Raw genomic sequence first — 26084 nt, 5'->3', positions numbered from 1 at the left:
AGCGTGTTTTCACACAGCCTGTCGATGGCCGGTTTTTTTTTACCTGCAGCGTGCGCCTTACAGCGCGGCAGCGTGCTCGGTCAGGTAAGCTGCAACGCCTTCTGGCGAAGCGTTCATGCCTTTGTCGCCTTTCTTCCAGTTGGCAGGGCAGACTTCGCCGTGCTCTTCGTGGAATTGCAGAGCGTCGACCAGACGCAGCAGCTCTTCCATGTTACGGCCCAATGGCAGGTCGTTGATGATCTGCGAACGGACAACGCCTTTGTCGTCGATCAGGAACGCGCCACGGAACGCTACGCCGTCAGCGGACTGAACGTCGTAGGCCTTCATGATTTCCTGCTTGATGTCGGCAGCCATGGTGTAACGGACTTCGCCGATACCGCCATTGTTGACCGGAGTGTTGCGCCAGGCGTTGTGGGTGAAGTGCGAGTCGATCGACACAGCGACCACTTCAACGTTGCGCGCCTTGAACTCGGACATGCGGTTGTCCAGAGCGATCAGCTCGGACGGGCAAACGAAGGTGAAGTCCAGCGGGTAGAAGAACACCAGGCCGTATTTGCCTTTGATCGCCGAAGACAGGGTGAAGCTGTCTACGATCTCGCCATTGCCGAGTACGGCCGGTACGGTGAAGTCAGGGGCTTGTTTGCCTACGAGTACGCTCATTGGATATCTCCTGGTGTAATAGCGTGAGAAACAGGGTTCGCATCAGCCTGCCACCCTGAGGCGACAGCCCTGTGACACGAACCCCGGTCGCAAAAGACCGGTCATCATACACCGCGTATTTGAGCTGGCTTAGCTGTTTTTTCCCGGTACGATGAAATCCCCAACGGTTTTGTATCACCGGTTTGCCGTATTGACCGTTCGTCAGCCACCCTCGCTTATGACGAAAAGTACTCTGAAACCACTTTGACAATCATTCTCGTTAACATTAAGATCCATCGCAATTGAGTCACAATCAGCGACGGTCCTTCCTTATGTATGTCTGCCTCTGCACTGGCGTCACCGACGGTCAAATCCGCGATGCGATCTATGAAGGATGCTGCAGCTACAAGGAAGTCCGTGCGGCTACCGGCGTTGCCAGTCAATGCGGAAAATGTGCCTGTCTTGCCAAAGAAGTGGTCCGCGAGACCCTGACCAAACTGCAAACGGCCCAGGCTGCAATTCCCTATCCAGCAGAATTTACCGCGGCTTAACTATCGAATTTCAAAGAACCGGACATATGTCCGGTTTTTTTATGCCTCAAAATCAACTAGTTATGCTCTAGACGCGGAACACAAACATTCTTATTCCGATTAATTTTCATTTAAGTTTCAATAACTTAGGTTTGACACTATTAAATACGCGGCTCAAACTCTGTGTTCTATTGACAGCTAATAAAGGGCAGGACCCCATCATGAAAGGCGACGTTACAGTCATCCAGCATCTCAACAAGATCCTTGCCAATGAGCTGGTCGCGATCAATCAATACTTCCTGCATGCGCGCATGTATGAAGATTGGGGCCTGAACAAGCTCGGCAAGCACGAGTACCACGAATCCATCGACGAGATGAAGCACGCGGACAAGCTGATCAAGCGCATCCTGTTCCTTGAAGGCCTGCCGAACGTCCAGGACCTGGGCAAGCTGCACATCGGCGAGCACACCAAGGAAATGCTGGAGTGCGACCTGCGTATCGAGAAAACCGGCCATGCCGACTTGAAAGTGGCTATCGCGCATTGCGAAAAAGTTGGCGACTTTGGCAGCCGTGAGCTGCTTGAAGATATCCTTGAGTCCGAAGAAGAACATATCGACTGGCTGGAAACCCAATTGGGCCTGATCGACAAGATCGGTATCGAAAACTATCTGCAATCGCAGATGGGCGAAGACGAGTAGGAGCTGCCGAAGGCTGCGATCTTTTGACTTTCCAGGATCAAAAGATCGCAGCCGGCGACACCCCCAACAGACACAATAAAAAGCCCCGCCCTCTTTCGAGTGGCGGGGCTTTTTTTGTGCCTGCTGTTGTAGGAGCGAGCCTGCTCGCGATGGTGGTCAACGATAACGCGGGAAATCTGGTTCCCCGCGGCGTTCTTTAGTCCATCGCGAGCTCGCTCCTACAGGAAGCGAATCAGGCTTCGGTCTTTGGAGCAGCGGCCTTGGCGGCAGCGTCCTTGATCAGGCTCTGCAGCGAACCGTCAGCGGCCATTTCAGTCATGATGTCGCTACCGCCGACCAGCTCACCGGCAACCCACAGTTGGGGGAAGGTTGGCCAGTTGGCGTATTTTGGCAGGTTGGCGCGGATTTCCGGGTTCTGCAGGATGTCCACGTACGCAAACTTTTCACCACACGCCATCACGGCCTGTGCAGCTTTCGCGGAGAAGCCGCACTGCGGGGCATTCGGCGAGCCTTTCATGTAAAGCAGAATGGTGTTGTTGGCAATCTGCTCTTTAATCGTTTCGATGATATCCATGGAGCACCTCGGCTGAACTTTCCGACTCATGGGTCGGCACGGTGGCGCATTGTAACGGAAAGCCGAGCGCCCTGCTCGGTCTCTCCGTCAGACTGATTCAAGCCGCCGCCACGGTCACTGGCACGCCATTGAGCGCGGCATTTCCCGACAGTTCGTCAATCCGGCATTCGTCGGTCAGGTCGTTGGCGCTGGAGCCCGGCTGGCTGCAGGCAATCGACATCTGCACGCCCGGCCGCGCGTGACCCCAGCCGTGCGGCAGGCTGACCACGCCTTTCATCATATCAAGACTGCCCAGCACTTCGACCTCAATCACACCCACCCGCGAACTGACCCGAACGCGCTGTCCGTCACTGAGCCCGCGACTGGCCAGGTCGTCCGGATGCATCAACAACTGGTGTCGTGGCTTGCCCTTCACCAACCGATGATAGTTATGCATCCATGAGTTGTTGCTGCGTACATGCCGGCGACCAATCATCAACAACTCGTCGGCGGCCGGCGCCTTCAAGGCGGCGAAGCGCACCAGGTCAGCGAGAATCGCCGCCGGCGCGGCCTGGATGCGTTGATTGGCAGTCTTCAGGCGCGGTGCAAGGTTAGGCTTGAGCGCACCAAGATCGACGCCATGGGGATGATCGAACAAAGTCGCCAGCGATAGCTTGTGCTCCGAGGTGTCGCCGTACATTCCCATGCGCAGGCCGCGATCGATCATTTGCGCCGGGGCGATGGTGGGTTTCAACTCTTTGCCGGTCCTGGCGGCAAACGCCTTGGCCAGCCCGACGAAGATCTCCCAGTCGTGCAATGCCCCTTCGGGCTTGGCGAGGATTGCGCGATTGAAACGACTGACGTTACGCACCGCGAACAGGTTGAATGTGGTGTCGTAATGATCGTTTTCCAGCGCCGATGTGGATGGCAGGATCAGGTCGGCATAGCGCGTGGTTTCATTGATGTACAGGTCGATGCTGACCATGAAATCCAGCCCGTCCAGTGCCTGCTCGAGCTTTCGGCCATTGGGCGTGGATAGCACCGGATTGCCCGCCACGGTGATCAGCGCCCGGACTTGCCCTTGTCCTTCGGTGAGCATTTCTTCGGCCAGCGCAGAGACGGGCAGCTCTCCGGCGTATTCCGGACGCCCGGAAACCCGGCTCTGCCACAAATTGAAATGCCCGCCCGAAGTCGTCGCCACCAGATCCACCGCCGGTTCAGTGCACAAGGCACCCCCCACGCGGTCGAGGTTGCCGGTGACCAGATTGATCAACTGCACCACCCAATGACAAAGTGTTCCGAAGGCCTGGGTCGAGACGCCCATGCGGCCATAACAGACAGCCGAGGGCGCCGCGGCGAAGTCTCGCGCTAATTGGCGGATCTGTTCGGCTGGTACCGCGCACAACGGACTCATGGCCTCGGCGGTGAACGGCGCGACGGCCTCCCGCACGTCCTCCAGACCGTCTACCGGCAGATGGCCGTCGCGGGTCAGACCTTCAGCGAACAAGGTGTTGAGCAACCCGAACAACAGCGCGGCATCACCGCCCGGGCGCACGAACAGATGCTGATCGGCAATCGCCGCCGTTTCACTGCGGCGAGGGTCGACCACCACCACTTTGCCACCCCGGGCCTGTATCGCCTTCAAGCGCTTTTCCACGTCGGGCACGGTCATGATGCTGCCGTTCGAAGCCAGCGGGTTGCCGCCCAGGATCAGCATGAAATCGGTGTGATCGATGTCCGGGATCGGAAGCAGCAAACCGTGACCGTACATCAAATGACTGGTCAGGTGATGGGGCAATTGATCGACCGACGTTGCGGAAAAACGGTTGCGGGTTTTCAGCAGGCCGAGGAAATAATTGCTGTGGGTCATCAGCCCGTAATTGTGCACGCTCGGGTTGCCTTGATAGACCGCCACGGCGTTTTGCCCATGGTGCTCCTGAATCGCCGCCAGGCGCTCGGCCACCAGGTTGAACGCCGCGTCCCACTCGATGGGCTGCCATTCATTGCCCACCCGCTGCATCGGTTGGTGCAGGCGGTCCGGATCGTTCTGGATGTCTTGCAGGGCCACGGCCTTGGGGCAGATATGGCCACGGCTGAATGCGTCCTGGGGATCGCCCTTGATCGACGTGATCTGCACGCTGCCGCCTTCGACCTTGGTGGTTTCGATGGTCAGGCCACAGATGGCTTCGCACAAATGGCACGCACGGTGATGGAGAGTCTTGGTCATGGCCAGTCTGTCTTGTCATGGGCGGGCACCGATGGCCGCGGAAACAAAACTATGGCGCCAGACCCGACGCCACGCCAGCGACGTTCGTCTTGTGAATCGAGGGTTATCAGGCAAGCCGATGGCCGCCAGAGCCCAGTTCGAAGGTAGCCTGGGCGGCGCCCTGCAACTGGATGCCCTGAAGGGTCGGCTCGCCGATCAGGCACCAATGTTCGTCGGGCCCGGCAGGGATGAATGACAGGTCAGAAACCGACTGTCAGCGCACCATTGCCGCCCCGCCTGATTGCCAAGCCCCGAGAGGCCGGTGTACAAATGAACCGCTGCTTTCAGGAAACAGGCTTCAAAAGCGCTACCTCGGTGAATCCGTAGCACCTCTGAAACTCCCTAAAAACTGTAGCCCTATTGGTAAGACGCGACATTTAATTATAAGATCGCGCCTTCCCCTATTTCGTCGCCCCGTGCGGCTTACGCCGCAGGTCTCGCCCGTTGTTCCGTCAAACAAGGCTTTGAGCATCTGCGGTTTGTAGCAAAAAGGTAGTCAATGATGAGCGCAAGGCACTTTCTCTCCCTGATGGATTGCACGCCCGAAGAGCTGGTCAGCGTGATCCGTCGAGGCGTTGAGCTCAAGGACCTGCGTAACCGCGGCGTACTGTTCGAGCCTCTGAAAAACCGCGTCCTGGGGATGATTTTCGAGAAATCCTCGACCCGCACCCGGATCTCCTTTGAGGCCGGCATGATCCAGCTCGGCGGCCAGGCGATCTTCCTGTCGCCACGTGACACCCAACTGGGCCGTGGCGAGCCGATCGGCGACTGTGCCATCGTCATGTCGAGCATGCTCGATGCGGTGATGATCCGTACCTTTGCCCACAGCAACCTGACCGAGTTCGCCGCCAACTCCCGCGTACCTGTGATCAACGGCCTGTCCGATGACCTGCACCCGTGCCAGCTGCTGGCCGACATGCAGACCTTCCTCGAACACCGCGGCTCGATCCAGGGCAAGACCGTGGCCTGGATTGGCGATGGCAACAACATGTGCAACAGCTATATAGAAGCGGCGATCCAGTTCGACTTCCAGTTGCGCGTTGCCTGCCCGGAAGGCTACGAGCCCAACCCAGTGTTCCTGGCCAAGGCCGGCGATCGCGTCTCCATCGTTCGCGACCCGAAAGACGCCGTGCGCGGTGCACACCTGGTGAGCACCGACGTCTGGACCTCCATGGGCCAGGAAGAGGAAACCGCCAAGCGCCTGCAACTGTTCGCACCGTTCCAGGTCAACCGCGCCCTGCTCGACCTGGCCGCTGACGACGTGCTGTTCATGCACTGCCTGCCGGCGCACCGTGGCGAGGAAATCAGCGTCGACCTGCTCGACGACAAACGCTCGGTGGCCTGGGATCAAGCCGAAAACCGTCTGCATGCGCAAAAAGCCCTGCTCGAATTCCTCGTCGAACCGGCGTATCACCACGCATGAGCCAGCCATTACTGCTTAACCTGCGCAACCTCGCGTGCGGCTATCAAGACCAACGCGTGGTGCAGAACCTGAACCTGCATTTGAACGCCGGTGACATCGGTTGCCTGCTGGGCTCTTCCGGCTGCGGCAAGACCACCACTCTGCGGGCGATTGCCGGTTTCGAACCGGTACACGAAGGCGAAATCCAGCTGGCCGGCGAGACCATCTCCAGCGCCGGCTTCACCCTCGCCCCGGAGAAACGCCGCATCGGCATGGTGTTCCAGGACTACGCGCTGTTCCCGCACTTGAGTGTGGCCGACAACATCGCCTTCGGCATTCGCAAGCATCCGCAAAAGGATCGCGTCACCGAAGAGCTGCTGGAACTGGTCAACCTGAAGAACCTCGGCAAGCGCTTCCCCCACGAGCTTTCCGGTGGGCAGCAGCAACGTGTCGCCCTGGCCCGTGCCCTGGCGCCGGAACCGCAACTGCTGTTGCTCGACGAGCCGTTCTCCAACCTCGATGGCGAATTGCGCCGCAAGCTCAGCCATGAAGTACGCGACATCCTCAAGGCCCGTGGCACCAGCGCGATTCTGGTGACTCACGACCAGGAAGAAGCCTTCGCGGTCAGCGACCACGTTGGCGTGTTCAAGGAAGGTCGACTGGAACAGTGGGATACGCCCTACAACCTGTATCACGAACCGCTGACACCCTTTGTAGCCAGCTTCATCGGCCAGGGCTATTTCATTCGCGGTCAGTTGAGCAGCCCGGAGTCGGTGCAAACCGAGCTGGGTGAGTTGCGCGGCAACCGGGCCTACACTTGGCCGGTAGGCGGCGCCGTGGACGTGCTGCTGCGTCCGGACGATATCGTCTACGCACCGGACAGCGCACTGAAGGCACGAATCGCCGGCAAGACATTCCTCGGTGCATCGACCCTGTATCGTTTGCAACTGCCGACAGGTGCGCAGTTGGAGTCGATCTTCCCGAGCCATGTCGATCGTCAGGTCGGGGCGGATGTGGGCATTCGTGTCGCGGCTGAACACCTGGTGCTGTTCCAGGCGTCCGGCAGCACGGCGGCGCAGATTCCTGCTGTTGAATCGGGAGTCCGGCGCTACAGCACGGCCAACTGACATACATGGATCAAATGTGGGAGCGGGCTTGCTCCGGGCGGCGTTCCGACGAAGGCGGAGTGTCAGTCGATGATGATGTTAACTGACAGTCCGCCTTCGTCGGAACGCCGCCCGGAGCAAGCCCGCTCCCACAATTGGATTTGAGTTAGCCCAGCATCAGCGTACCACTGGCAACCAGCGTCGCATCCCCGCCGATCTTCACCCTCTCACCTTCCAGCCGACAGAACAACTCCCCGCCCCGCGTCGAACGCTGACAGGCCGTCAGGCTCGACTTGCCCAAACGCTTTGACCAGTATGGAATCAGAAGGCAATGGGTCGATCCGGTCACCGGGTCTTCATTGATGCCGATTGCCGGGGCGAAGTATCGGGAAACGAAATCGTGCTGCTCGCCCCGCGCAGTCACGATGGCGCCCAACCACGGCAGTTTCGCCAGGGCCACCATGTCCGGCTTGCAGTCGAGCACGGCTTGCTCCGACTCCAGCACCACGAACAGCTCATTCGAAGCCAGTACCTCGACAGCCTCCACGCCCAGTGCACGCTCGATGTCCGAGATCACACTCACCGGCGACGCAGTGATCGACGGGAAATCCAGCCACAGTCGTCCATCTTCACGGGTCACGCTCAACGGACCGGATTTGCAGATAAAGTCCAGGCGCTCGACCGGCTCTTTATAGACCTCAAACAACACATGGGCACTGGCCAGTGTCGCGTGACCGCACAATGGCACCTCGGTGGTCGGTGTAAACCAGCGGATGTGCCAGCCCTGCCCTTCGCGCACGACAAACGCCGTTTCGGCGAGGTTGTGCTCGGCGGCAATCCTCTGCATCAATTCATCGGCGAGCCAGGCATCGAGCCGATAGACCATCGCCGGGTTACCGCTGAATGGCTGATTGCTGAACGCGTCGACTTGATGAAACTCCAGCTGCATAACCTTCTCCCTTTGTCAGATCGCCGAGCATGCAGCGCCGACCGAACCGGCACCAGTGACAGAACCGGCTGATTTTCACCATACAGCGCTGCGCTCACGCACGGCCGATATCGGCAAACTTCGCCTGGGTGTGTTCGGCCAGCACGGCCGGCGCCAGTTCGACTTCCAGTCCACGCCGGCCAGCACTGACAAAAATGCTGGCGAAGGGCTGGGCCGAGTTATCAATGAACGTACGCAAACGCTTTTTCTGCCCCAGCGGGCTGATCCCGCCCAACAGATAACCCGTAGAGCGCTGCGCTGCCGCCGGATCGGCCATTTCGACCTTTTTCACGCCGGCGGCATGGGCCAGCCCTTTCAAGTCCAGACTGCCGACAACCGGCACCACAGCCACCAGCAACTCTCCTTTTTCGCTGGCCGCCAGCAAGGTCTTGAACACCTGCGCCGGGTCGAGCCCGAGTTTTTCCGCGGCTTCCAGACCATAGGAAGCGGCCTTCGGGTCATGTTCGTAACTGTGTACGCGATGTTCGGCCCGAACCTTTTTCAATAAATCCAATGCGGGGGTCATGGCAGCTCCAGACTGGGCGGCAGAAGAAAATACTGCGCCGGATTCTAGGACATTGATCGTCAAAAGGCTCTACGGCAGCGCATCCATAACGCCATTGCCTGGCCATGCCATTTGCGCAATGACTCATTCATTCATGCAACGAATAGTTTTTTTGTGACCAGCGGTTCACTTTCGACCTTTGACAGCAGCGTTTCTTGTCTATATTTTTTCGTTTCTGAAACTGCACGAAACGTCCTACCGCTGTACCCGGCAGTAAACCGCGAAAGAATGGGGATCCTGCCTCGGCGAAAAACGCGCGTTGACCATGAAGGCAAGAACGCGCCAGACAACAAAAAAAATTGAGGTTTCAATGACTACTGCTTTACAACAACCGTCGCTCTCGAGCCAATGCATGGCCGAGTTTCTGGGTACGGCGCTGCTGATCTTTTTTGGTACCGGTTGTGTTGCCGCGCTCAAGGTCGCGGGTGCCAGTTTTGGTTTGTGGGAAATCAGCATTATCTGGGGCGTCGGCGTCAGCATGGCGATCTACCTCACCGCGGGGGTTTCCGGGGCTCATCTCAACCCTGCCGTCAGTATTGCCCTGAGCATTTTCGCGGACTTCGAAAAGCGCAAATTGCCTTTCTACGTACTCGCCCAAGTGGCGGGGGCCTTCTGTGGCGCGTTGTTGGTTTACACGCTCTACAGCAATCTATTCTTCGAATTCGAACAAACGCAGCACATGGTTCGTGGCACGCAAGCCAGCCTTGAATTGGCCTCCGTGTTCTCCACCTTCCCGAATCCTGCGCTGACCACCGCCCAGGCATTTCTGGTGGAGGTGATCATTACGGCCATCCTGATGGGCGTGATCATGTCCCTGACCGACGACAACAATGGCCTGCCCAAGGGCCCGTTGGCACCGCTGCTGATCGGCCTGTTGATCGCGGTGATCGGTAGCTCGATGGGACCGCTGACCGGTTTTGCCATGAACCCTGCGCGGGACTTCGGCCCTAAACTGATGACTTTCTTCGCTGGCTGGGGTGAAATTTCCTTCACTGGCGGACGCGATATTCCGTACTTCCTGATTCCTGTTTTTGCGCCGATTATCGGTGCCTGCCTCGGCGCCGCCGCCTATCGCGGGCTGATTGCCCGCCATCTGCCCGGCGCCGTACCTGCTACAAAGGATGAGCGACCTGCCATTGACGGCAAACCCAGAACGTCCTGATACCGTTGGCGCGTGCCCCTGCCCTTTGATCACGCGCCAGACCTCACTCCCTTTTTTCGTCCAAGGCAATCGACATGACCGACACACAGAATAAGAACTACATCATTGCCCTCGATCAGGGTACGACCAGCTCCCGCGCGATCATTTTCGACCGCGACGCGAACGTGGTCTGCACCGCCCAACGGGAGTTCGCCCAGCATTACCCGCAAGCCGGTTGGGTCGAGCATGACCCGATGGAGATCTTCGCCACCCAAAGCGCCGTGATGGTCGAGGCCCTGGCACAAGCCGGCCTGCACCACGACCAGGTAGCGGCCATCGGCATCACCAACCAGCGCGAAACCACCGTGGTGTGGGACAAGAACACCGGTCGCCCGATCTACAACGCCGTCGTCTGGCAGTGCCGACGCAGCACCGAGATCTGCCAGCAGCTCAAGCGCGACGGCCACGAGCAATACATCAGCGACACCACCGGCCTGGTCACCGATCCCTACTTCTCCGGCACCAAGCTCAAGTGGATTCTCGACAACGTCGAAGGCAGCCGCGAACGTGCGCGCAATGGCGAACTGCTGTTCGGCACCGTCGACAGCTGGCTGATCTGGAAATTTACCGGCGGCAAGGTGCACGTCACCGACTACACCAACGCCTCGCGCACCATGCTCTTCAACATCCACACCCTCGAGTGGGACGCGAAGATGCTGGAGCTGCTGGATATCCCACGCGAAATGCTCCCGGAAGTTAAATCGTCCTCGCAAATCTACGGCCACACCAAAAGCGGCATCGCCATCGGCGGTATCGCCGGTGACCAGCAGGCCGCCCTGTTCGGCCAGATGTGCGTCGAGCCAGGCCAGGCGAAAAACACCTACGGCACCGGCTGCTTCCTGCTGATGAACACCGGTGACAAAGCGGTGAAATCCAAGCATGGCATGCTGACCACCATCGCTTGCGGCCCTCGCGGCGAAGTGGCTTACGCACTGGAAGGCGCAGTGTTCAACGGCGGCTCCACCGTGCAATGGCTGCGTGACGAGCTGAAGATCATCAACGACGCCCACGACACCGAATACTTCGCCAACAAGGTCAAGGACAGCAACGGCGTGTACCTGGTGCCGGCCTTCACCGGACTTGGCGCACCGTACTGGGACCCGTACGCCCGTGGCGCATTGTTCGGCCTGACCCGCGGCGTACGCGTGGACCACATCATTCGTGCCGCGCTGGAGTCGATTGCCTACCAGACCCGCGACGTGCTGGACGCCATGCAGCAGGACTCCGGGGAGCGTCTGAAAGCTCTGCGCGTGGACGGCGGCGCGGTGGCCAACAACTTCCTCATGCAATTCCAGGCCGACATCCTCGGCACGCAGGTCGAGCGCCCGCAAATGCGCGAAACCACAGCACTCGGCGCCGCTTACCTGGCAGGCCTGGCCTGTGGCTTCTGGGGCAGCCTGGAAGAGTTGCGTGGCAAGGCCGTGATCGAGCGCCGGTTCGAGCCGACGCTGGATGAAGCGGCGAAGGAAAAACTCTACGCCGGTTGGAAAAAAGCGGTCAGCCGCACCCGCGATTGGGCGGTTGAAGACGAGGTTGAATAAGCGAACTCCAGTCCCCGTATCTGTATGTAACTGGTAGGGAGCGGATTCCTGCGGCATCATGGGCAAATTTTGCACGGCAGCCCAAAGGACGCCCCATGAATCTGCCTCCCCGTCAGCAGCAAATCCTCGAGCTGGTTCGCGAACGCGGCTATGTCAGCATCGAGGAAATGGCCACGTTGTTCGTCGTTACACCGCAGACCATCCGCCGCGACATCAATCAGCTCGCGGAAGCCAACCTGTTGCGTCGCTACCACGGTGGCGCCGCCTATGACTCCAGTGTCGAAAACACCGCCTACGCCATGCGCGCCGATCAGATGCGCGATGAAAAACAGCGTATCGGCGAAGCCATTGCCGCGCAGATTCCCGACCATGCCTCGTTGTTCATCAACATCGGCACCACCACCGAATCCATCGCCCGGGCGCTGCTCAACCACAGTCATCTGAAGATCATCACCAACAACCTGCATGTGGCCTCCATGCTCAGCGCCAAGGACGACTTCGACGTGCTGCTGACCGGTGGCAACGTGCGGCGCGACGGCGGCGTGGTCGGTCAGGCCAGTGTCGACTTCATCAACCAGTTCAAGGTCGATTTTGCCCTGGTCGGCATCAGTGGTATCGATGAGGACGGCAGCCTGCTGGACTTCGATTATCAGGAAGTGCGGGTATCCCAGGCGATCATCGCCAATGCCCGACAAGTGATACTCGCGGCCGACTCGAGCAAATTCGGGCGCAACGCCATGATTCGCCTGGGACCGATCAGCCTGGTCGATTGCCTGGTCACCGATCAGCAGCCTTCCCCGGCGCTGGCGCAACTGTTGAACCAGCACAAGGTTCGGCTGGAAGTCGTTTAAGCCCTATCGGCCTTAAAAGATCGCAGCCTTCGGCAGCTCCTACAGATGCACCCAAATCTGTAGGAGCTGCCGAAGGCTGCGATCTTTTGCTTTTATGTTCGTAAATTTTCCTTTAACGGCCCTTCGATGAGTATTTTCAATCGAAGCTGACTGGCTGTGCGCCTCTTTATGGGCTAGTATTTTCGCAAATGAACATTAATGTTCGAATTCAAATACAGAACATCAAAGAATTCCGAGGCCGTGCCGATGCCCACTTCCACCTTGCCAATGCCCCCTCTCGCCGAGGTCTACGATATCGCCGTCATCGGTGGCGGGATCAATGGCGTGGGGATCGCAGCAGATGCCGCCGGTCGCGGTCTTTCGGTGTTCCTTTGCGAAAAGGATGACCTGGCCAGCCATACTTCGTCGGCCAGCAGCAAGTTGATCCACGGCGGCCTGCGCTACCTCGAACATTACGAATTTCGCCTGGTGCGTGAAGCCCTGGCCGAGCGTGAAGTACTGTTGGCCAAGGCACCGCACATCGTCAAGCAAATGCGCTTCGTGTTGCCACACCGCCCACACCTGCGCCCGGCATGGATGATCCGCGCCGGGCTGTTCCTCTATGACAACCTGGGCAAGCGCGAGCAACTCCAGGGTTCGAAAAGCCTGAAGTTCGGCCCCGACAGCGCGCTGAAAAGCGAGATCACCAAGGGTTTCGAATACTCCGATTGCTGGGTCGACGACGCGCGCCTGGTGGTGTTGAACGCCATGGCCGCCCGGGAACAAGGCGCCCACGTTCACACCCAAACCCGCTGCGTCAGCGCACGCCGCACCAAGGGTCTGTGGCACCTGCACCTGGAACGCAGCGATGGCAGCCTGTTTTCGATTCGCGCCAAGGCATTGGTCAACGCGGCCGGGCCATGGGTCGCCAGGTTCATTCGCGACGACCTGAAGATGGAATCGCCTTACGGCATCCGCCTGATCCAGGGCAGCCACCTGATCGTACCGAATCTGTATGAAGGCGAACACGCGCACATCCTGCAAAACGAAGATCAGCGCATCGTGTTCACCATTCCGTACTTGAACCACTTCACCCTGATCGGCACTACGGACCGCGAGTACACCGGCGATCCGGCTGCCGTTGCAATCACCGACGGCGAAACCGACTACTTGTTGAACGTGGTCAACGCCCATTTCAAAAAGCAGATCAGCCGCGACGACATCCTGCACAGCTATTCCGGTGTGCGTCCTCTGTGCAACGACGAATCCGACAACCCATCGGCCGTGACCCGCGATTACACCCTGGCGCTGTCGGGCAGTGGCGAGGAAGCCCCATTGCTGTCGGTGTTCGGCGGCAAGCTCACCACTTACCGTAAGCTCGCCGAGTCAGCGCTGGCGCAACTGGCACCGTACTTCAAGCACATCAAGCCGAGCTGGACCGCCAGCGCCCCGTTGCCGGGCGGTGAAGACATGACCACCCCGCAAGCCTTGAGCTCACGTATCCGCGACCAGTTCGACTGGGTACCGAGCGAGATCGCGCGCCGCTGGGCCACCACCTACGGCAGCCGTACCTGGCGCATGCTTGAAGGTGTACAAGACCTCAGCGACATGGGCGAGCATATCGGCGGCGGCCTCTACACCCGTGAAGTCGACTACCTGTGCAGCGAAGAATGGGCCACCAGCGCCCACGACATCCTCTGGCGTCGCAGCAAGCTCGGCTTGTTCACGACAGTAGCCGAGCAGGACAAGCTCAAGGACTACCTGAATCAGGTCGAGCAGAACCGCAGCAAGATCGAAGCGGCCTGATCGGTCACCGGCATAAACAAAAGCCCCTGGATCTCGCGATTCAGGGGCTTTTGTTTATCGATGGATTTCAGTCGCGCAAATCCGATTCATGAATCGGCTGCTCACGGTGAGTCGCCCGCTGATACTGCGCCGGCCACACAGCCTTGTGCCCGCCCAGGTCATCATCGGCGTGCAGTGCCCAGTACGGATCGCGCAACAATTCACGGGCCAGGAAGATGATGTCCGCCTGGCAGGTACGCAGGATGTGCTCGGCCTGGGCCGGCTCGGTGATCATGCCGACCGTTCCGGTGGCCATGCCCGACTCCTTGCGCACACGTTCGGCGAAGCGGGTCTGGTAGCCGGGGCCTGTGGGAATTTCGGCATTCACCGCCGTTCCGCCCGACGAGACGTCGATCAGGTCCACGCCCAAGGCTTTGAGGCGACGCGCCAGTTCCACGGTTTCATCGGGGTTCCAGCCGTCTTCGACCCAGTCGGTGGCCGATACCCGGACAAACACCGGTAACTCTTCAGGCCACACCGCGCGTATCGCTTCAGTGACCTGCAGCACCAGCCGAATACGATTTTCGAACGAGCCGCCATATTGATCGCGACGCTGATTGCTCAACGGCGACAGGAACTGATGCAGCAGGTAGCCATGGGCGGCGTGCACTTCGACCACCTTGAAACCGGCCGTCAGCGAGCGCTTTGCCGCATCGACAAAGGCCTGGATCACTTGGGCGATCTCGCCGTCATCCAGTTGCCTGGGTTGGGTGTGCTGTGGATCGAACGCAATCGGTGAGGGTCCGACCGGCACCCAGCCGCCCTCATCGGGTTTGACGCTGCCGTGCTTGCCAAGCCATGGCCTGTAGGTACTGGCCTTGCGCCCGGCATGGGCCAGTTGAATACCGGCAACGCCGCCCTGGGCGTTGATGAAGCGGGTGATGCGTTGCAGGGGTTCGATCTGCTCGTCATTCCACAGACCGAGGTCCTGAGCCGTGATACGCCCGTCGGCGGTGACCGCCGTGGCTTCGGTAAACACCAGCCCGGCCCCGCCGACAGCACGGCTGCCGAGGTGGACCAGGTGCCAGTCATTGGCCAGGCCGTCGGCGCTGGAATACTGGCACATCGGCGATACCGCGATGCGGTTGGGCAGGGTCAATTGGCGAAGGGTAAAGGGTTCAAGCAGCAGACTCATGGGGCACCTCTCGAATCAGTGGGCAGGCTCCAGGTTCTGTTTGAATAGTCGACGAGTGACAGGAAAAAGGTACAACACCCGCCCCCGCGGGCAAAAAATTCGACAAAACGTCACAAGACCAAAATCAAGCAGTGATTAGAGCCTAGTCGACATCGACGGATGTCGCCCCCTTGTAGGAGCGAGCTCGCTCGCGATGGACGACAGGACACCGCGGGGTATCAGGTTCCCAGCGCCATCGTTCACGACCATCGCGAGCAAGCTCGCTCCTACAGGTGTGGGGTCAACGCGGTTCGATATGGGCAATCATCAGTTGAACCGTCTCGTTGCCACGAAACTCGTTGAGGTCGAGCTTGTAGGCCAGTTCCACCCACTTGATGGTCGGATTCGGCCAGATGTCGCGGTCGATCCCGAAGGCAATGCCGTCGAGTTTCACCGAACCACATTCACTTTTGAGCACCACTTTGAGGTGCCGTTCGCCCACCACGCGCTGCTCGACCAACTGGAACACCCCATGAAACAACGGTTCCGGGAAGTGCTGCCCCCAAGGGCCGGCATGCCGCAGGGCGCGGGCCAGTTCCAGGTGAAACTCTTCCACTGCCAGGGTGCCGTCCGACAACAAGCGGCCAGTCAGGTCTTCTTCGCGCAGTTGCCGGCGCACTTCAGCGTCAAAGGCCTCGGCGAACAAGGGGAAATTCGCTTCCGGCAGCGTCAGGCCGGCCGCCATTGCGTGGCCACCATACTTGGTGATCAGATTCGGATGCTGCGCCGCCACCACGCTCAAGGCGTCGCGGATGTGAAAGCCCTGGACCGAACGCCCAGACCCCTTGAGCAGGCCGTCACCGGCATCGGCAAAGGCGATGGTCGGGCGGAAATAACGCTCTTTCATCCGAGACGCGAGGATACCGATGACGCCCTGATGCCACTCGGGATCGAACAGGCACAAGCCGAACGGCATCGACTCCACCGGCAGATCCTTGAGCTGGGCCAGCGCTTCGCGCTGCATGCCCTGCTCGATGGATTTGCGATCCTGGTTCATGCCGTCCAGTTGGGCCGCCATCTCACGGGCCAGAGCTGTGTCTTCGGTCAACAGGCATTCGATGCCCAGGCTCATGTCATCCAGGCGCCCTGCGGCATTCAGGCGTGGACCGACGATGAAACCCAGGTCGGTGGAGGTGATGCGCGCATGATCACGCTTGGCCACCTCGAGGATCGCCTTGACTCCTGGCCGGGCACGTCCGGCGCGAATCCGCTCGAGGCCCTGATGCACCAGAATACGATTGTTGGCATCCAGCGGCACCACGTCGGCCACGCTGCCCAAGGCCACCAGATCGAGCAATTCGCCGATATTCGGCTGCGGCTTGCTGGTGTACCAGCCGAGTTCGCGCAAACGCGCACGCAGGGCCATCAGCACATAGAAAATCACCCCGACACCGGCCAGGGCTTTGCTCGGGAACGCGCAACCTGGCTGGTTCGGATTGACGATGGCATCGGCCAATGGCAGTTCGTCGCCGGGCAAGTGGTGATCGGTAACCAGCACCTTGAGCCCGGCCTTTTTCGCCGCGGCCACGCCTTCGACGCTGGAGATGCCGTTATCCACGGTGATCAGCAAATGAGGCTGACGCTCCAGCGCGACCGCGACGATCTCCGGGGTCAGGCCGTAGCCATAGTCGAAACGGTTCGGCACCAGATAATCGACATGCGCCGCCCCCAGCAAACGCAGACCCAGCGTGCCCACGGTGCTGGCCGTTGCGCCGTCGGCATCGAAGTCGCCGACGATCAGTATGCGCTGGCGCTGTTCGATCGCCGTCACCAGTAAATCCACCGCGGCATCAATGCCCTTGAGTTGCTGGAACGGAATCAGCCGCGCCAGGCTCTTGTCCAGTTCCGCCTCCGATTGCACGCCCCGCGCCGCATAAAGGCGGGTCAGCAGTGGCGGAATATCACCGAGGAATGGCAGGGTGTCGGGCAGCAGGCGAGGTTCGATGCGCATGGGGTGAAAGATGCTTCTCTTCAATACGTAGGATAAAACCGGGTGACGCGCTGAAACGGCGAGAAATCAGCCGCGCTCACCGGCCAGCCACTGCAACTGAACTTCGTGCTGACCACGATCGTCGGTGACGAAGATCGTCCCTTCGCTGATCATCACGTCCCACTTGATGACGCGTGGCATGTCTTTGGCCAACGTCTCCAGAACTTCCTGAGGCACGGCAGCGATGTTGACGTTTTTCAGGTTTTTCACCGCGGGCACCACTTTGCCTTCCCACACCCGCAGGCTGCCGTAGGCCAGCAGGCTGGTGCGCTCGGTGCGGCGCGAGCACCAGGTCAGGCGCTCGGCATCCGGCTGGCCGACTTCGATCCAGTGCAAAACGCGGTCATCCAGGCTTTTTTCCCACAAGGCCGGTTCATCCACTTCCGACAGACCACGGCCGAACGACAGCTGTTCGTTGTACCAGAGGGCGTAGGCCAGCAGGCGCACGGTCATGCGCTCCTCGGTTTCCGAAGGGTGACGGGCGATGGTCTGCTTCACGCTCTCATAGACGCTGCGGTCGAGGTCGGTGAGGTTCAGTTCAAACTTGTAGGTCGTGGACGGCTGGGCCATGAACGGGCTTCTTGATACGAGGAAAGGCGGCAAGTCTAACCGATGCGACGGGCAATCCACGAATTGAAGGTGATCAACCTGAAGCGCCTGACAGTCGGCTATGTTAAAACGCTGTATTCGCCCATCCCTTGTCCAGCAGGATCCCGCATGCCGTTCACCGCCAAACCGCTTTCCGGTCTGAAAGTCATCGAATTGGGCACCTTGATTGCCGGCCCGTTTGCTTCGCGCATTTGCGCTGAATTCGGTGCCGATGTGATCAAGATCGAATCCCCGGACGGCGGTGATCCATTGCGCAAATGGCGCAAATTGTATGAAGGCACTTCGTTGTGGTGGTTCGTCCAGGCGCGCAACAAAAAGTCCCTGACCCTCAATCTCAAACACCCCGAAGGTCAGGCGATCCTGAAACAGTTGCTCGGTGAAGCCGACATTCTGATCGAGAACTTTCGTCCCGGCGTCCTCGAAAAACTCGGCCTGGGCTGGGACGTCCTGCACGCCTTGAACCCGAAGCTGGTCATGGTGCGGCTGTCGGGTTTCGGCCAGTCCGGCCCGATGAAAGATCAGCCCGGCTTTGGCGCGGTCGGCGAGTCCATGGGCGGCCTGCGCTACATCACCGGCTTCGAGGACCGGCCACCGGTGCGCACCGGCATTTCCATCGGTGACTCGATTGCCGCGCTCTGGGGTGTGATCGGCGCGTTGATGGCCCTGCGTCATCGCGAGGTCAACGGCGGCCAGGGGCAAGTGGTGGACGTGGCGCTGTATGAAGCCATCTTCGCCATGATGGAAAGCATGGTCCCGGAATTCGACGTATTCGGCTTCATCCGCGAGCGCACGGGCAATATCATGCCGGGCATCACCCCGTCCTCGATCCACACCAGCGCCGACGGCAAGCACGTGCAGATTGGCGCCAATGGCGACGCCATTTTCAAACGCTTCATGCTGATCATTGGCCGGGAGGACCTCGCCAATGACCCTCTGCTTGCCAGCAACGATGGCCGTGATGCGCGGCGCGACGAGCTCTATGGCGTCATCGATCGTTGGGTCAATTCGCTGCCGCTGGACAGGGTGCTGGCGCTGCTCAATCAGGCCGACGTGCCGGCCAGCCGGATCTTCAGCGCCGAAGACATGTTCAATGACCCTCAGTACCTGGCGCGCGAAATGTTCCTGCAGGCCAAACTGCCGGACGGTAAAGACTTCAAGATGCCGGGAATCGTGCCGAAACTCTCAGAGACTCCCGGTGAATGTGAATGGGTCGGGCCACAACTGGGTGAGCACAACGCACAGGTACTCCAGGAACTTGGCTATGACGCGACGCAGATCGCACAGTTGCGCAAAGACGGAGCCATCTGAGCTGAGGCGACTGCATGCATGGGCCATTCGGTACTGCCGGTCTCGGGCCGGTTGCTTGCTTTGCGTGCTGGCGACCTTGCTCCTGCTGATTGAACCGGTCCCATCAGCCCTGGCGCAATCCAGGGAAACCCTGATCTGGCTCAAACGCGACCTGCCGCCGTTGACGATCTTCGACGGACCGAAAAAGGGCCTGGGCGTCATCGATCAACTGCTTCCCCTGTTGATTGCCGGCATGCCGCAGTACCAGCACAGCGTGATGAGGGTCAATCGCGCGCGTGGCCTGCAAATGCTTCACGAACCGTCCCTCGTCTGCGACGCGGCGCTGAACTGGAGCAAGGAACGGGAACAGTGGATCGCCTTTTCCATCCCGGTCTTCCGTGCCATGAGCAATGGCCTGGCCGTGCGGCGCGCTGACCAGAAGGTACTGGCCCCCTTTATCAAAGATGGCGAAGTGGACCTCGCAAAGTTGCTCGCCAACGGCAACGAAAAACTGGGCATCGTCGCCGAGCGCAATTACGGCCAATACCTCGACGGGCTGCTCAAGCAAGCACCCGCCGACGTGCTGACACCTCATTACGGCGACGACGCCTTGGGCAGCCTCCTGCAAATGCAGCGCCTTGGGCGTTTGCGCCTGTTGTTGGGCTATCGCCCGGAAATCCGCTACCAGGCTTCGCTGCAAGGTATCGCCGAGGATGAATTGCAGTTCTATCCAATCCGTGGCACGGGCAAATACCTGTCCGGCTACATCGGATGCACCGACACGCCAAAGGGCCGACAGGCCATTGTCGAAATCAATCAGATGCTGCGTACCCTGCCCCGCGAGCGCCTGGACGAGGCCTATGCCGCCTGGCTGGATCCGCAAAGCCGCAGTGATTACCTGAAAGACACCAAGGCGTTTTTCGACAATCTGGCGCAGCCATGATCAATCACGGGCAAAAAGAAACCCCGAGAAGTGGGGAAACGACTCGGGGTTAAACGTGGCCTGCTTGGAGACCAGTAGCAGCAAGCTACAAGCACCGGAGCACAATGCTTGATCCTGCTGTTACAAGGTCTGACTGACCTGGGCGTGGGAAGGTTCCCACAAAAATCCGTTCAATTGCGGCTGGCCAGAAGTTTGTCCCGGGCAGCATTACGCAATGCCGCGATGACACAGGGCTCAAGGCGTCCTTCAGCGATCAGCACGTCGCGATGCAAACCATCGACCACATCCGTCAGCAGGCGCTTGTCATTCAACTGGGCCTGATTGAACTCGCGCTCGACCACGGTCGCGCCGATAGCATTTTTCAGGGTCACCCGACATTCGCCACGAATGCCTGACGGGGTCAATGTGACCTGATACGGGCTCAGCGCCTCACCGAGCAACAGACTGATACTTTCCATCCCGATCACCACTCATTAGTCCGAAAACAACGTGCCAGGGGCATGCCTGTAACAGATGACCACTTGCCCGAGAAGAAAGTTCTGGATACTGACCGCAGGCGAACCTGCCGTGCAGTCAAGAGAGCATGCACGGCGAACATGACAGAGAAAAAAACCGGCCGTCACGTTTGTCGGGTACGCCGGGCGATGTCGGCCCAGCCTCCCAACAAGCCTTTCATCTGGCCATCCGCCGTGTAAAACGGCACCGTCCACTGGTAGATATCCCTGACCCCCTCCTTGAACAGCAATTGGCGTTCGAAGAAGCGCGTCCTGCGAGTACTCAACTGCGCCATGAACTCGGCATGCAACAGTTCCGCGGTTTGTCTGGGCATGACATCGACCTCGATCAACTGCCGCCCCTGCATCCGGTCAAAACGTGTCGACAAGGCGTCCTCATAACTTTTGTTGCACATGATCAAACGCCCTTGCAGATCACGGACAAACATCGGGTCAGGCATGGCATCCATCAGGGCATGCTGGAATGCGAGCTGATCGCGCAAGCTCCTTTGGGCCTCGACCCGCTGCCTGACGACCACCGCCAACCGTCGGTTCCAGAGCAGGGACAACAGGCCGAACAGGCTGAGCACAAACATGCCCCAGCAGACCCACTGGTCAAGCCGCTGCCAAAGGCCAGGCGCCCGTACCGTGGTAGCGCCACCGAACCACTTGCGGCGAAGATCGCGTAGCTCCGGAGCAGGAAAGGCCTCGAGCGCCTTGTTGAGGATGCTCAGCAACTGCGGCTGACCTTTGCGCACCGCCAGATAATCCGCATCCCATTTGTCCGGCACCGTAGCTCCGATCTGCAGTCGGCCCGACGGAAAAAGCCGGACGCCGATTTCGCTTTCAATGGTGGCATAGGCTTCGCCGCTTTCAACCCAGGCACGGGCTTCGGCGTAGGTCTTGACTGAACGCAATTCGATGGACGGAAAATCGCGACGGATCATCGCTTCCAGTGCATGCCGGGCCGGCAGCACCAGTACCCGCTTCGCCAGATCCTCCAGCGACTGCACCGGCGGTGCCCCGGCCAACCCGACAAAGACCCATCCTGCGCCGCCGTACGCATGGCTGAAATCGAGAAACGTCCGGCGCTCATCATTCATTGACAGCGTGGTGCTCAAATCCGCCGCGCCGCTTTCCAGGCGAGCCAGCATCTGATCAACGGAAAAAGACTCTTCGTAAACGAACTGCACCCCCGTCATGTCACTGATGCGCTTGAGCAGGTCACTGTTCAGGCCCGTCCATTGCCCCTGCTCATCCTTGAACTGGTACAACGGGTATTCCAGCGCCGTGACTACGACCCGTGGATGGCTGGCTATCCATTGCAGCTCCTGCTCATCCAGCACGACCGCTGAACTGGCAACAGTCTTCCCACGTTCCTGAATCGATGCAGGGCTTGCCCCTCCCCATTCGGCGACTCCCACGATGCCGAATAAAACCAGCCAGCGCGCGACTGGCTTGAACACACTTGTAAACCGCATTCCCATGTCCTTGGTGATCCACTCGCCTGTCCCTTCGCGGCGAGAACTCGACAAGTGTGCATGCAGAAATGAAAAAGCCCGTCAGGAGACGGGCTTCAAAATGTAACAGCGCTGACCGGTTACAACGGCTTGCCACGGTTGCCATGCTGGCTGACAAAGGCCTGCACGGCCTTCAGGTCATTTGGCAATACGGTGCAACGTTCGTCTCGTTCAAACAAATCAGAAAGATGCACAGGCAGTTCGAGTGCTTTTCCTACACCGGCTTTTTCCACGGCATCCGGGAATTTGACCGGGTGGGCGGTACCCAGGATCACCATTGGAATGTCCAGGCTACGACGGCATTCGCGTGCAGCTTTCACCCCGATGGCCGTGTGTGGGTCGAGTACTTCACCGGTCTGCTCGTAGACTTCGGCGATGGTTTCGCAGGTTTGCGCGTCATCCACGGCCAGCGAGTCGAACAACTTGCGGGCTTCGGTCCAGCGCTCTTGCTCGACGCTGAAACCGCCGCCCTGCTTGAACGAATCCATCAGGCCGGCGATTGCCGCGCCGTTGCGGCCATGCAGGTCGAACAGCAGGCGTTCGAAGTTCGACGACACCATGATGTCCATGGACGGCGACAACGTGGCGTGCAGGGTTTCCTTGACGTACTGGTTGCCGCTCATGAAGCGGTGCAGGATGTCGTTGCGGTTGGTGGCGACGATCAGCTGGTTGATCGGCAGGCCCATGTTGCGTGCCAGGTAACCGGCGAAGATGTCGCCGAAGTTGCCGGTCGGAACCGAGAACGCCACCGAGCGCGCCGGACCGCCCAACTGCAGGGCTGCGTGGAAGTAGTAAACGATCTGGGCCATGATCCGCGCCCAGTTGATCGAGTTCACGGCGACCAGGCGAGTGCCCTTGAGGAAGCCCTGGTCGGCAAAGCTGGCCTTGACCATTTCCTGGCAGTCATCGAAGTTGCCTTCGATGGCGATGTTGTGGATGTTCTCACCGAAGATGGTGGTCATCTGCCGACGTTGCACCTCGGACACGCGGTTGTGCGGGTGCAGGATGAAGATGTCGACGTTTTCGCAGTGCTTGCAGCCTTCGATGGCGGCCGAACCGGTGTCACCGGAGGTAGCGCCGACGATCACCACGCGCTCGCCGCGCTTTTCCAGCACGTAGTCGAGCAAACGACCGAGCAGTTGCAGGGCGAAGTCCTTGAACGCCAGGGTCGGGCCGTGGAACAGCTCCAGCACCCATTCGTTGCCGTTCAGCTGACGCAGCGGCGCGACGGCGCTGTGGGCGAACACGCCGTAGGTTTCTTCAAGGATTTTCTTGAAATCAGCGTCTGGAATGCTGCCGGTGACAAACGGGCGCATGACGCGGAAGGCCAGCTCGTGATACGGCAGGCCGGCCCAGGAAGCGATTTCCTCCTGGGTGAAACGTGGCAGGTTTTCCGGGACGTACAGACCGCCGTCGGTGGCAAGGCCTGCCAGCAGGACGTCTTCGAAATTCAGGGCCGGTGCCTGGCCGCGGGTACTGATGTAACGCATGACTGACTCCAATGGACAGTGTTCGTAGTGCCGGACCCGCAAGCGAGCCCGGTCAACGATATCGGCTTAGTTCAGGTGCTCGACACGGATCCGAACAACCGGACCGACCACACCCGCCAAGGCTTCCAAAGCAGCAATGGCATCGTTGATGTGCTGTTCCAGCACGCGGTGGGTCAGCAGGATCATCGGCACCAGGCCGTCGTGCTCCTCGGCTTCCTTCTGCATGATCGACTCGATGTTGATGCCGCGCTCCGAGAGGATGCTCGCGACCTGAGCCAATACGCCCGGATGGTCCTTGGCCTGAATGCGCAGGTAATAGGCGCTTTCACAGGCTTCGATCGGCAGGATCGGGTGAGCCGACAGCGAATCCGGCTGGAACGCCAGGTGCGGTACGCGGTTCTCCGGATCGGACGTCATGGCACGGACCACGTCCACCAGGTCGGCGATCACCGACGAAGCGGTCGGCTCCATGCCGGCGCCAGCGCCGTAGAACAGGGTCGAACCGGCAGCATCGCCATTGACCATCACCGCGTTCATCACGCCGTTGACGTTGGCAATCAGGCGATCGGCCGGGATCAGCGTCGGGTGCACGCGCAGTTCGATACCGGCCGCGGTGCTGCGCGCCACGCCCAGGTGCTTGATGCGGTAACCCAGCGCTTCGGCGTAGTTCACGTCAGCGGTGGTCAGCTTGGTGATGCCTTCGGTGTAGGCCTTGTCGAATTGCAGCGGGATGCCGAACGCGATGGAGGCCAGGATCGTCAGCTTGTGAGCAGCGTCGATCCCCTCAACGTCGAAGGTCGGATCGGCTTCGGCGTAACCCAGAGCCTGGGCTTCGGCCAATACGTCCTCGAAGGTGCGACCCTTCTCGCGCATTTCCGTCAGGATGAAGTTGCCGGTGCCGTTGATGATGCCGGCCACCCAGTTGATACGGTTGGCGGACAGGCCTTCGCGGATCGCCTTGATCACCGGAATGCCACCGGCCACCGCCGCTTCGAACGCAACGATCACGCCTTTCTCGCGTGCCTTGGCGAAAATTTCATTACCGTGAACAGCAATAAGCGCCTTGTTCGCGGTGACCACATGCTTGCCATTCTCGATGGCCTTGAGTACCAGCTCGCGGGCAACGGTGTAGCCGCCCATCAGCTCTATAACGATGTCGATCTCAGGGTTCGTGGCCACTTCGAAGACATCGTTGGTAATCGCAATACCGGTCGTTTGGAACTGAGGCTTTGGCGTGCGAATGGCAATTTGTGCCACTTCGATCCCACGCCCGGCACGACGAGCAATTTCCTCGGCGTTGCGCTGAAGTACGTTGAAGGTACCGCCACCGACGGTCCCTAACCCACAGATGCCTACTTTGACCGGTTTCACTGTGAACTCCCCATAAAACGGCCGACTCAAGGCCGGCCGTGAAAACAGCCGCATGCTCGCGGCTCTCTATTAATGGCCCAGCGATGTCGCTGCCGGACCATGATCGTCAATGGCTGCCCGTGACGATGCGAATTTACTTCGCGCCCAGCGCCAGTTTGGCGACTTGTGGCGCAGGCTGGTAGCCCGGAATGACCTGTCCGTCGGCCAAAACGATGGCCGGTGTACCGTTCACGCCAATCGACTGGCCAAGAGCGAACTGCTTGGATACCGGGTTATCGCACTTGGCGGCCTTGATTTCCTTGCCGTCGACCATTTTGTCCATGGCCGCTTTCTTGTCTTTCGAGCACCACACGGCTTGCAGTTGCTCGTCACCCGGCGAGCCCAGACCCTGGCGCGGGAACGCGACGTAACGCACTTCGATGCCGCGCTTGTTCAGCTCCGGCACTTCGGCGTGGAGCTTGTGGCAGTACGGGCAGGTGGTATCGGTAAAAACGGTGATGTGCGACTTGGTTTCGCCAATGGCCGGGTACACCACGGTTTCTGCAACAGGAATATCGTTGATCAGCTTGGAGATACCCAGGCGCTCGGTCTTCTCGGTCAGGTTGACCGGCTTGCCGTCCTTGAGATCGAACAGGTAGCCCTGCACCACGTACTGGCCGTCGGCGCTGGCGTACAGCACACGGCTGCCCTTGAGCTTGACTTCGTACAGGCCCGGCAACGGACTGGCGGTGATGGTCTCTACCGGCACTTCGAGCTGGAGGTTTTCCAGGCTTTTACGAATGGCTTTGTCGGCCGCGTCATCGGCGACGGCAAAGGTGCTGACCAACGCAATGGCTGCAGCGGCGAAAATCTGGGTCAGACGCATGAGAACTCCTGAAGGCGAACATATGGGACGATCAGAACGCCCGTGCCGAAACACCGGGTCATAACCGCCCATCGTGCAAACCGACCAAGCCTATCACATAAGGTTCGCATGACCGAATGCGCCTGACGCAAGACATTTTGACCTCGACACATGAGGCTCTCTGTAGGAGCTGCCGAA

At 59.7% G+C, this 26084-nt stretch carries 23 protein-coding genes; 10 read left to right on the top strand and 13 right to left on the bottom strand.

From position 1 onward, the window contains the following. Positions 1-57: 57 nt before the first annotated feature. Positions 58-660, bottom strand: coding sequence for a peroxiredoxin (locus PMI26_RS24290; RefSeq protein WP_007971324.1), 603 nt, complete (start codon positions 658-660; stop codon positions 58-60). A 311-nt stretch (positions 661-971) separates the two neighbouring features. Between PMI26_RS24290 and PMI26_RS30355 the strand changes: the two genes are divergently transcribed. Beyond that, positions 972-1190, top strand: a complete 219-nt coding sequence (locus tag PMI26_RS30355; RefSeq protein ID WP_007971322.1) for a bacterioferritin-associated ferredoxin — start codon at positions 972-974, stop codon at positions 1188-1190. Positions 1191-1390: 200 nt separating this feature from the next. Further along, positions 1391-1867, top strand: a complete 477-nt coding sequence (gene bfr / locus PMI26_RS24295) for a bacterioferritin (RefSeq protein ID WP_007971321.1) — start codon at positions 1391-1393, stop codon at positions 1865-1867. A gap of 232 nt (positions 1868-2099) precedes the next feature. Here the strand turns inward: bfr and grxD are convergent, their stop codons facing one another. Both grxD and PMI26_RS24305 read right to left on the bottom strand, forming a co-directional pair. After that, complete coding sequence (grxD, locus tag PMI26_RS24300) at positions 2100-2441, bottom strand: Grx4 family monothiol glutaredoxin (protein WP_007971318.1); 342 nt, start codon at positions 2439-2441, stop codon at positions 2100-2102. A gap of 97 nt (positions 2442-2538) precedes the next feature. Then, positions 2539-4647: a molybdopterin oxidoreductase family protein gene (locus PMI26_RS24305; protein ID WP_007971316.1), complete on the bottom strand. Its 2109-nt coding sequence runs from the start codon at positions 4645-4647 to the stop codon at positions 2539-2541. 541 nt (positions 4648-5188) lie between these two features. Here PMI26_RS24305 and argF point away from each other — a divergent pair. Together argF and PMI26_RS24315 are read left to right on the top strand one after the other, a co-directional pair. After that, on the top strand, positions 5189-6109 hold the full coding sequence (gene argF, locus PMI26_RS24310) for an ornithine carbamoyltransferase (RefSeq protein WP_033047492.1): 921 nt from the start codon (positions 5189-5191) through the stop codon (positions 6107-6109). Continuing rightward, a complete protein-coding gene (locus PMI26_RS24315) occupies positions 6106-7215 on the top strand; it encodes an ABC transporter ATP-binding protein (RefSeq protein ID WP_007971311.1) in 1110 nt (369 codons plus the stop codon). The genes argF and PMI26_RS24315 overlap by 4 nt, the downstream gene beginning before the upstream one ends. A 145-nt stretch (positions 7216-7360) precedes the next feature. Here the strand turns inward: PMI26_RS24315 and PMI26_RS24320 are convergent, their stop codons facing one another. Both PMI26_RS24320 and ybaK read right to left on the bottom strand, forming a co-directional pair. After that, positions 7361-8143, bottom strand: a complete 783-nt coding sequence (locus PMI26_RS24320) for a PhzF family phenazine biosynthesis protein (RefSeq protein ID WP_007971309.1) — start codon at positions 8141-8143, stop codon at positions 7361-7363. Positions 8144-8237: 94 nt separating this feature from the next. Further along, positions 8238-8708: a Cys-tRNA(Pro) deacylase gene (gene ybaK / locus PMI26_RS24325; protein ID WP_007971306.1), complete on the bottom strand. Its 471-nt coding sequence runs from the start codon at positions 8706-8708 to the stop codon at positions 8238-8240. Positions 8709-9057: 349 nt separating this feature from the next. Here ybaK and PMI26_RS24330 point away from each other — a divergent pair, with 349 nt between their 5' ends. From PMI26_RS24330 to glpD, 4 genes are all read left to right on the top strand, one after another. Beyond that, positions 9058-9909, top strand: coding sequence for an MIP/aquaporin family protein (locus PMI26_RS24330; RefSeq protein ID WP_007971304.1), 852 nt, complete (start codon positions 9058-9060; stop codon positions 9907-9909). A 74-nt stretch (positions 9910-9983) separates the two neighbouring features. After that, positions 9984-11489 carry a glycerol kinase GlpK gene (gene glpK / locus PMI26_RS24335; protein WP_007971302.1) on the top strand — a complete coding sequence of 502 codons (1506 nt, stop codon included), beginning with the start codon at positions 9984-9986 and terminating at the stop codon, positions 11487-11489. A 95-nt stretch (positions 11490-11584) separates the two neighbouring features. After that, entirely contained in the window at positions 11585-12340 is a 756-nt protein-coding gene (locus PMI26_RS24340; RefSeq protein WP_007971301.1) for a DeoR/GlpR family transcriptional regulator, read from the top strand. Positions 12341-12586: 246 nt separating this feature from the next. After that, positions 12587-14125: a glycerol-3-phosphate dehydrogenase gene (gene glpD, locus PMI26_RS24345; protein ID WP_007971300.1), complete on the top strand. Its 1539-nt coding sequence runs from the start codon at positions 12587-12589 to the stop codon at positions 14123-14125. A gap of 67 nt (positions 14126-14192) precedes the next feature. Here glpD and PMI26_RS24350 read toward each other — a convergent pair whose 3' ends face one another. The 3 genes from PMI26_RS24350 to PMI26_RS24360 form a co-directional block, all read right to left on the bottom strand. Then, positions 14193-15299, bottom strand: coding sequence for an NADH:flavin oxidoreductase/NADH oxidase (locus tag PMI26_RS24350; protein ID WP_007971299.1), 1107 nt, complete (start codon positions 15297-15299; stop codon positions 14193-14195). Positions 15300-15579: 280 nt separating this feature from the next. Continuing rightward, positions 15580-17289: a single-stranded-DNA-specific exonuclease RecJ gene (recJ, locus tag PMI26_RS24355; protein ID WP_007971298.1), complete on the bottom strand. Its 1710-nt coding sequence runs from the start codon at positions 17287-17289 to the stop codon at positions 15580-15582. Positions 17290-17355: 66 nt separating this feature from the next. Continuing rightward, positions 17356-17898 carry a YaeQ family protein gene (locus PMI26_RS24360; RefSeq protein WP_007971297.1) on the bottom strand — a complete coding sequence of 181 codons (543 nt, stop codon included), beginning with the start codon at positions 17896-17898 and terminating at the stop codon, positions 17356-17358. A 147-nt stretch (positions 17899-18045) separates the two neighbouring features. Here PMI26_RS24360 and PMI26_RS24365 point away from each other — a divergent pair, with 147 nt between their 5' ends. Then, positions 18046-19245, top strand: coding sequence for a CaiB/BaiF CoA transferase family protein (locus PMI26_RS24365; protein WP_007971296.1), 1200 nt, complete (start codon positions 18046-18048; stop codon positions 19243-19245). After that, the gene (locus PMI26_RS24370; RefSeq protein WP_007971295.1) at positions 19199-20167 is read left to right on the top strand and encodes a TIGR02285 family protein; all 969 of its coding nucleotides are present in this window, start codon (positions 19199-19201) and stop codon (positions 20165-20167) included. The genes PMI26_RS24365 and PMI26_RS24370 overlap by 47 nt, the downstream gene beginning before the upstream one ends. 170 nt (positions 20168-20337) lie before the next feature. Here the strand turns inward: PMI26_RS24370 and PMI26_RS24375 are convergent, their stop codons facing one another. The 5 genes from PMI26_RS24375 to dsbC all read right to left on the bottom strand — a co-directional run bounded on the left by PMI26_RS24375 (position 20338) and on the right by dsbC (position 25907). Next, positions 20338-20625 (bottom strand): DUF3509 domain-containing protein, encoded by a 288-nt coding sequence (locus PMI26_RS24375; protein ID WP_007971293.1) that lies wholly within the window; start codon positions 20623-20625, stop codon positions 20338-20340. A gap of 161 nt (positions 20626-20786) precedes the next feature. Beyond that, complete coding sequence (locus PMI26_RS24380) at positions 20787-22142, bottom strand: transporter substrate-binding domain-containing protein (protein WP_007971291.1); 1356 nt, start codon at positions 22140-22142, stop codon at positions 20787-20789. A 119-nt stretch (positions 22143-22261) separates the two neighbouring features. Then, a complete protein-coding gene (gene thrC, locus PMI26_RS24385) occupies positions 22262-23671 on the bottom strand; it encodes a threonine synthase (protein ID WP_007971289.1) in 1410 nt (469 codons plus the stop codon). A 66-nt stretch (positions 23672-23737) separates the two neighbouring features. After that, positions 23738-25042, bottom strand: coding sequence for a homoserine dehydrogenase (locus tag PMI26_RS24390; RefSeq protein ID WP_008053502.1), 1305 nt, complete (start codon positions 25040-25042; stop codon positions 23738-23740). A gap of 133 nt (positions 25043-25175) precedes the next feature. Continuing rightward, positions 25176-25907: a bifunctional protein-disulfide isomerase/oxidoreductase DsbC gene (gene dsbC, locus PMI26_RS24395; protein ID WP_007971283.1), complete on the bottom strand. Its 732-nt coding sequence runs from the start codon at positions 25905-25907 to the stop codon at positions 25176-25178. Positions 25908-26084 lie beyond the last annotated feature (177 nt).

Origin of the sequence: Pseudomonas sp. GM33 (assembly GCF_000282295.1) — a bacterium.
Classification (GTDB): domain Bacteria; phylum Pseudomonadota; class Gammaproteobacteria; order Pseudomonadales; family Pseudomonadaceae; genus Aquipseudomonas; species Aquipseudomonas laurylsulfatiphila.
This window is presented reverse-complemented; position numbering and strand designations above follow the sequence as displayed.

Bases quoted from the DNA above. Each gene is read 5' to 3' on its own strand.
- PMI26_RS24290 (WP_007971324.1), bottom strand. From the start codon at position 660: ATGAGCGTACTCGTAGGCAAACAAGCCCCTGACTTCACCGTACCGGCC.
- PMI26_RS30355 (WP_007971322.1), top strand. From the start codon at position 972: ATGTATGTCTGCCTCTGCACTGGCGTCACCGACGGTCAAATCCGCGAT.
- bfr (WP_007971321.1), top strand. From the start codon at position 1,391: ATGAAAGGCGACGTTACAGTCATCCAGCATCTCAACAAGATCCTTGCC.
- grxD (WP_007971318.1), bottom strand. From the start codon at position 2,441: ATGGATATCATCGAAACGATTAAAGAGCAGATTGCCAACAACACCATT.
- PMI26_RS24305 (WP_007971316.1), bottom strand. From the start codon at position 4,647: ATGACCAAGACTCTCCATCACCGTGCGTGCCATTTGTGCGAAGCCATC.
- argF (WP_033047492.1), top strand. From the start codon at position 5,189: ATGAGCGCAAGGCACTTTCTCTCCCTGATGGATTGCACGCCCGAAGAG.
- PMI26_RS24315 (WP_007971311.1), top strand. From the start codon at position 6,106: ATGAGCCAGCCATTACTGCTTAACCTGCGCAACCTCGCGTGCGGCTAT.
- PMI26_RS24320 (WP_007971309.1), bottom strand. From the start codon at position 8,143: ATGCAGCTGGAGTTTCATCAAGTCGACGCGTTCAGCAATCAGCCATTC.
- ybaK (WP_007971306.1), bottom strand. From the start codon at position 8,708: ATGACCCCCGCATTGGATTTATTGAAAAAGGTTCGGGCCGAACATCGC.
- PMI26_RS24330 (WP_007971304.1), top strand. From the start codon at position 9,058: ATGACTACTGCTTTACAACAACCGTCGCTCTCGAGCCAATGCATGGCC.
- glpK (WP_007971302.1), top strand. From the start codon at position 9,984: ATGACCGACACACAGAATAAGAACTACATCATTGCCCTCGATCAGGGT.
- PMI26_RS24340 (WP_007971301.1), top strand. From the start codon at position 11,585: ATGAATCTGCCTCCCCGTCAGCAGCAAATCCTCGAGCTGGTTCGCGAA.
- glpD (WP_007971300.1), top strand. From the start codon at position 12,587: ATGCCCACTTCCACCTTGCCAATGCCCCCTCTCGCCGAGGTCTACGAT.
- PMI26_RS24350 (WP_007971299.1), bottom strand. From the start codon at position 15,299: ATGAGTCTGCTGCTTGAACCCTTTACCCTTCGCCAATTGACCCTGCCC.
- recJ (WP_007971298.1), bottom strand. From the start codon at position 17,289: ATGCGCATCGAACCTCGCCTGCTGCCCGACACCCTGCCATTCCTCGGT.
- PMI26_RS24360 (WP_007971297.1), bottom strand. From the start codon at position 17,898: ATGGCCCAGCCGTCCACGACCTACAAGTTTGAACTGAACCTCACCGAC.
- PMI26_RS24365 (WP_007971296.1), top strand. From the start codon at position 18,046: ATGCCGTTCACCGCCAAACCGCTTTCCGGTCTGAAAGTCATCGAATTG.
- PMI26_RS24370 (WP_007971295.1), top strand. From the start codon at position 19,199: ATGACGCGACGCAGATCGCACAGTTGCGCAAAGACGGAGCCATCTGAG.
- PMI26_RS24375 (WP_007971293.1), bottom strand. From the start codon at position 20,625: ATGGAAAGTATCAGTCTGTTGCTCGGTGAGGCGCTGAGCCCGTATCAG.
- PMI26_RS24380 (WP_007971291.1), bottom strand. From the start codon at position 22,142: ATGCGGTTTACAAGTGTGTTCAAGCCAGTCGCGCGCTGGCTGGTTTTA.
- thrC (WP_007971289.1), bottom strand. From the start codon at position 23,671: ATGCGTTACATCAGTACCCGCGGCCAGGCACCGGCCCTGAATTTCGAA.
- dsbC (WP_007971283.1), bottom strand. From the start codon at position 25,907: ATGCGTCTGACCCAGATTTTCGCCGCTGCAGCCATTGCGTTGGTCAGC.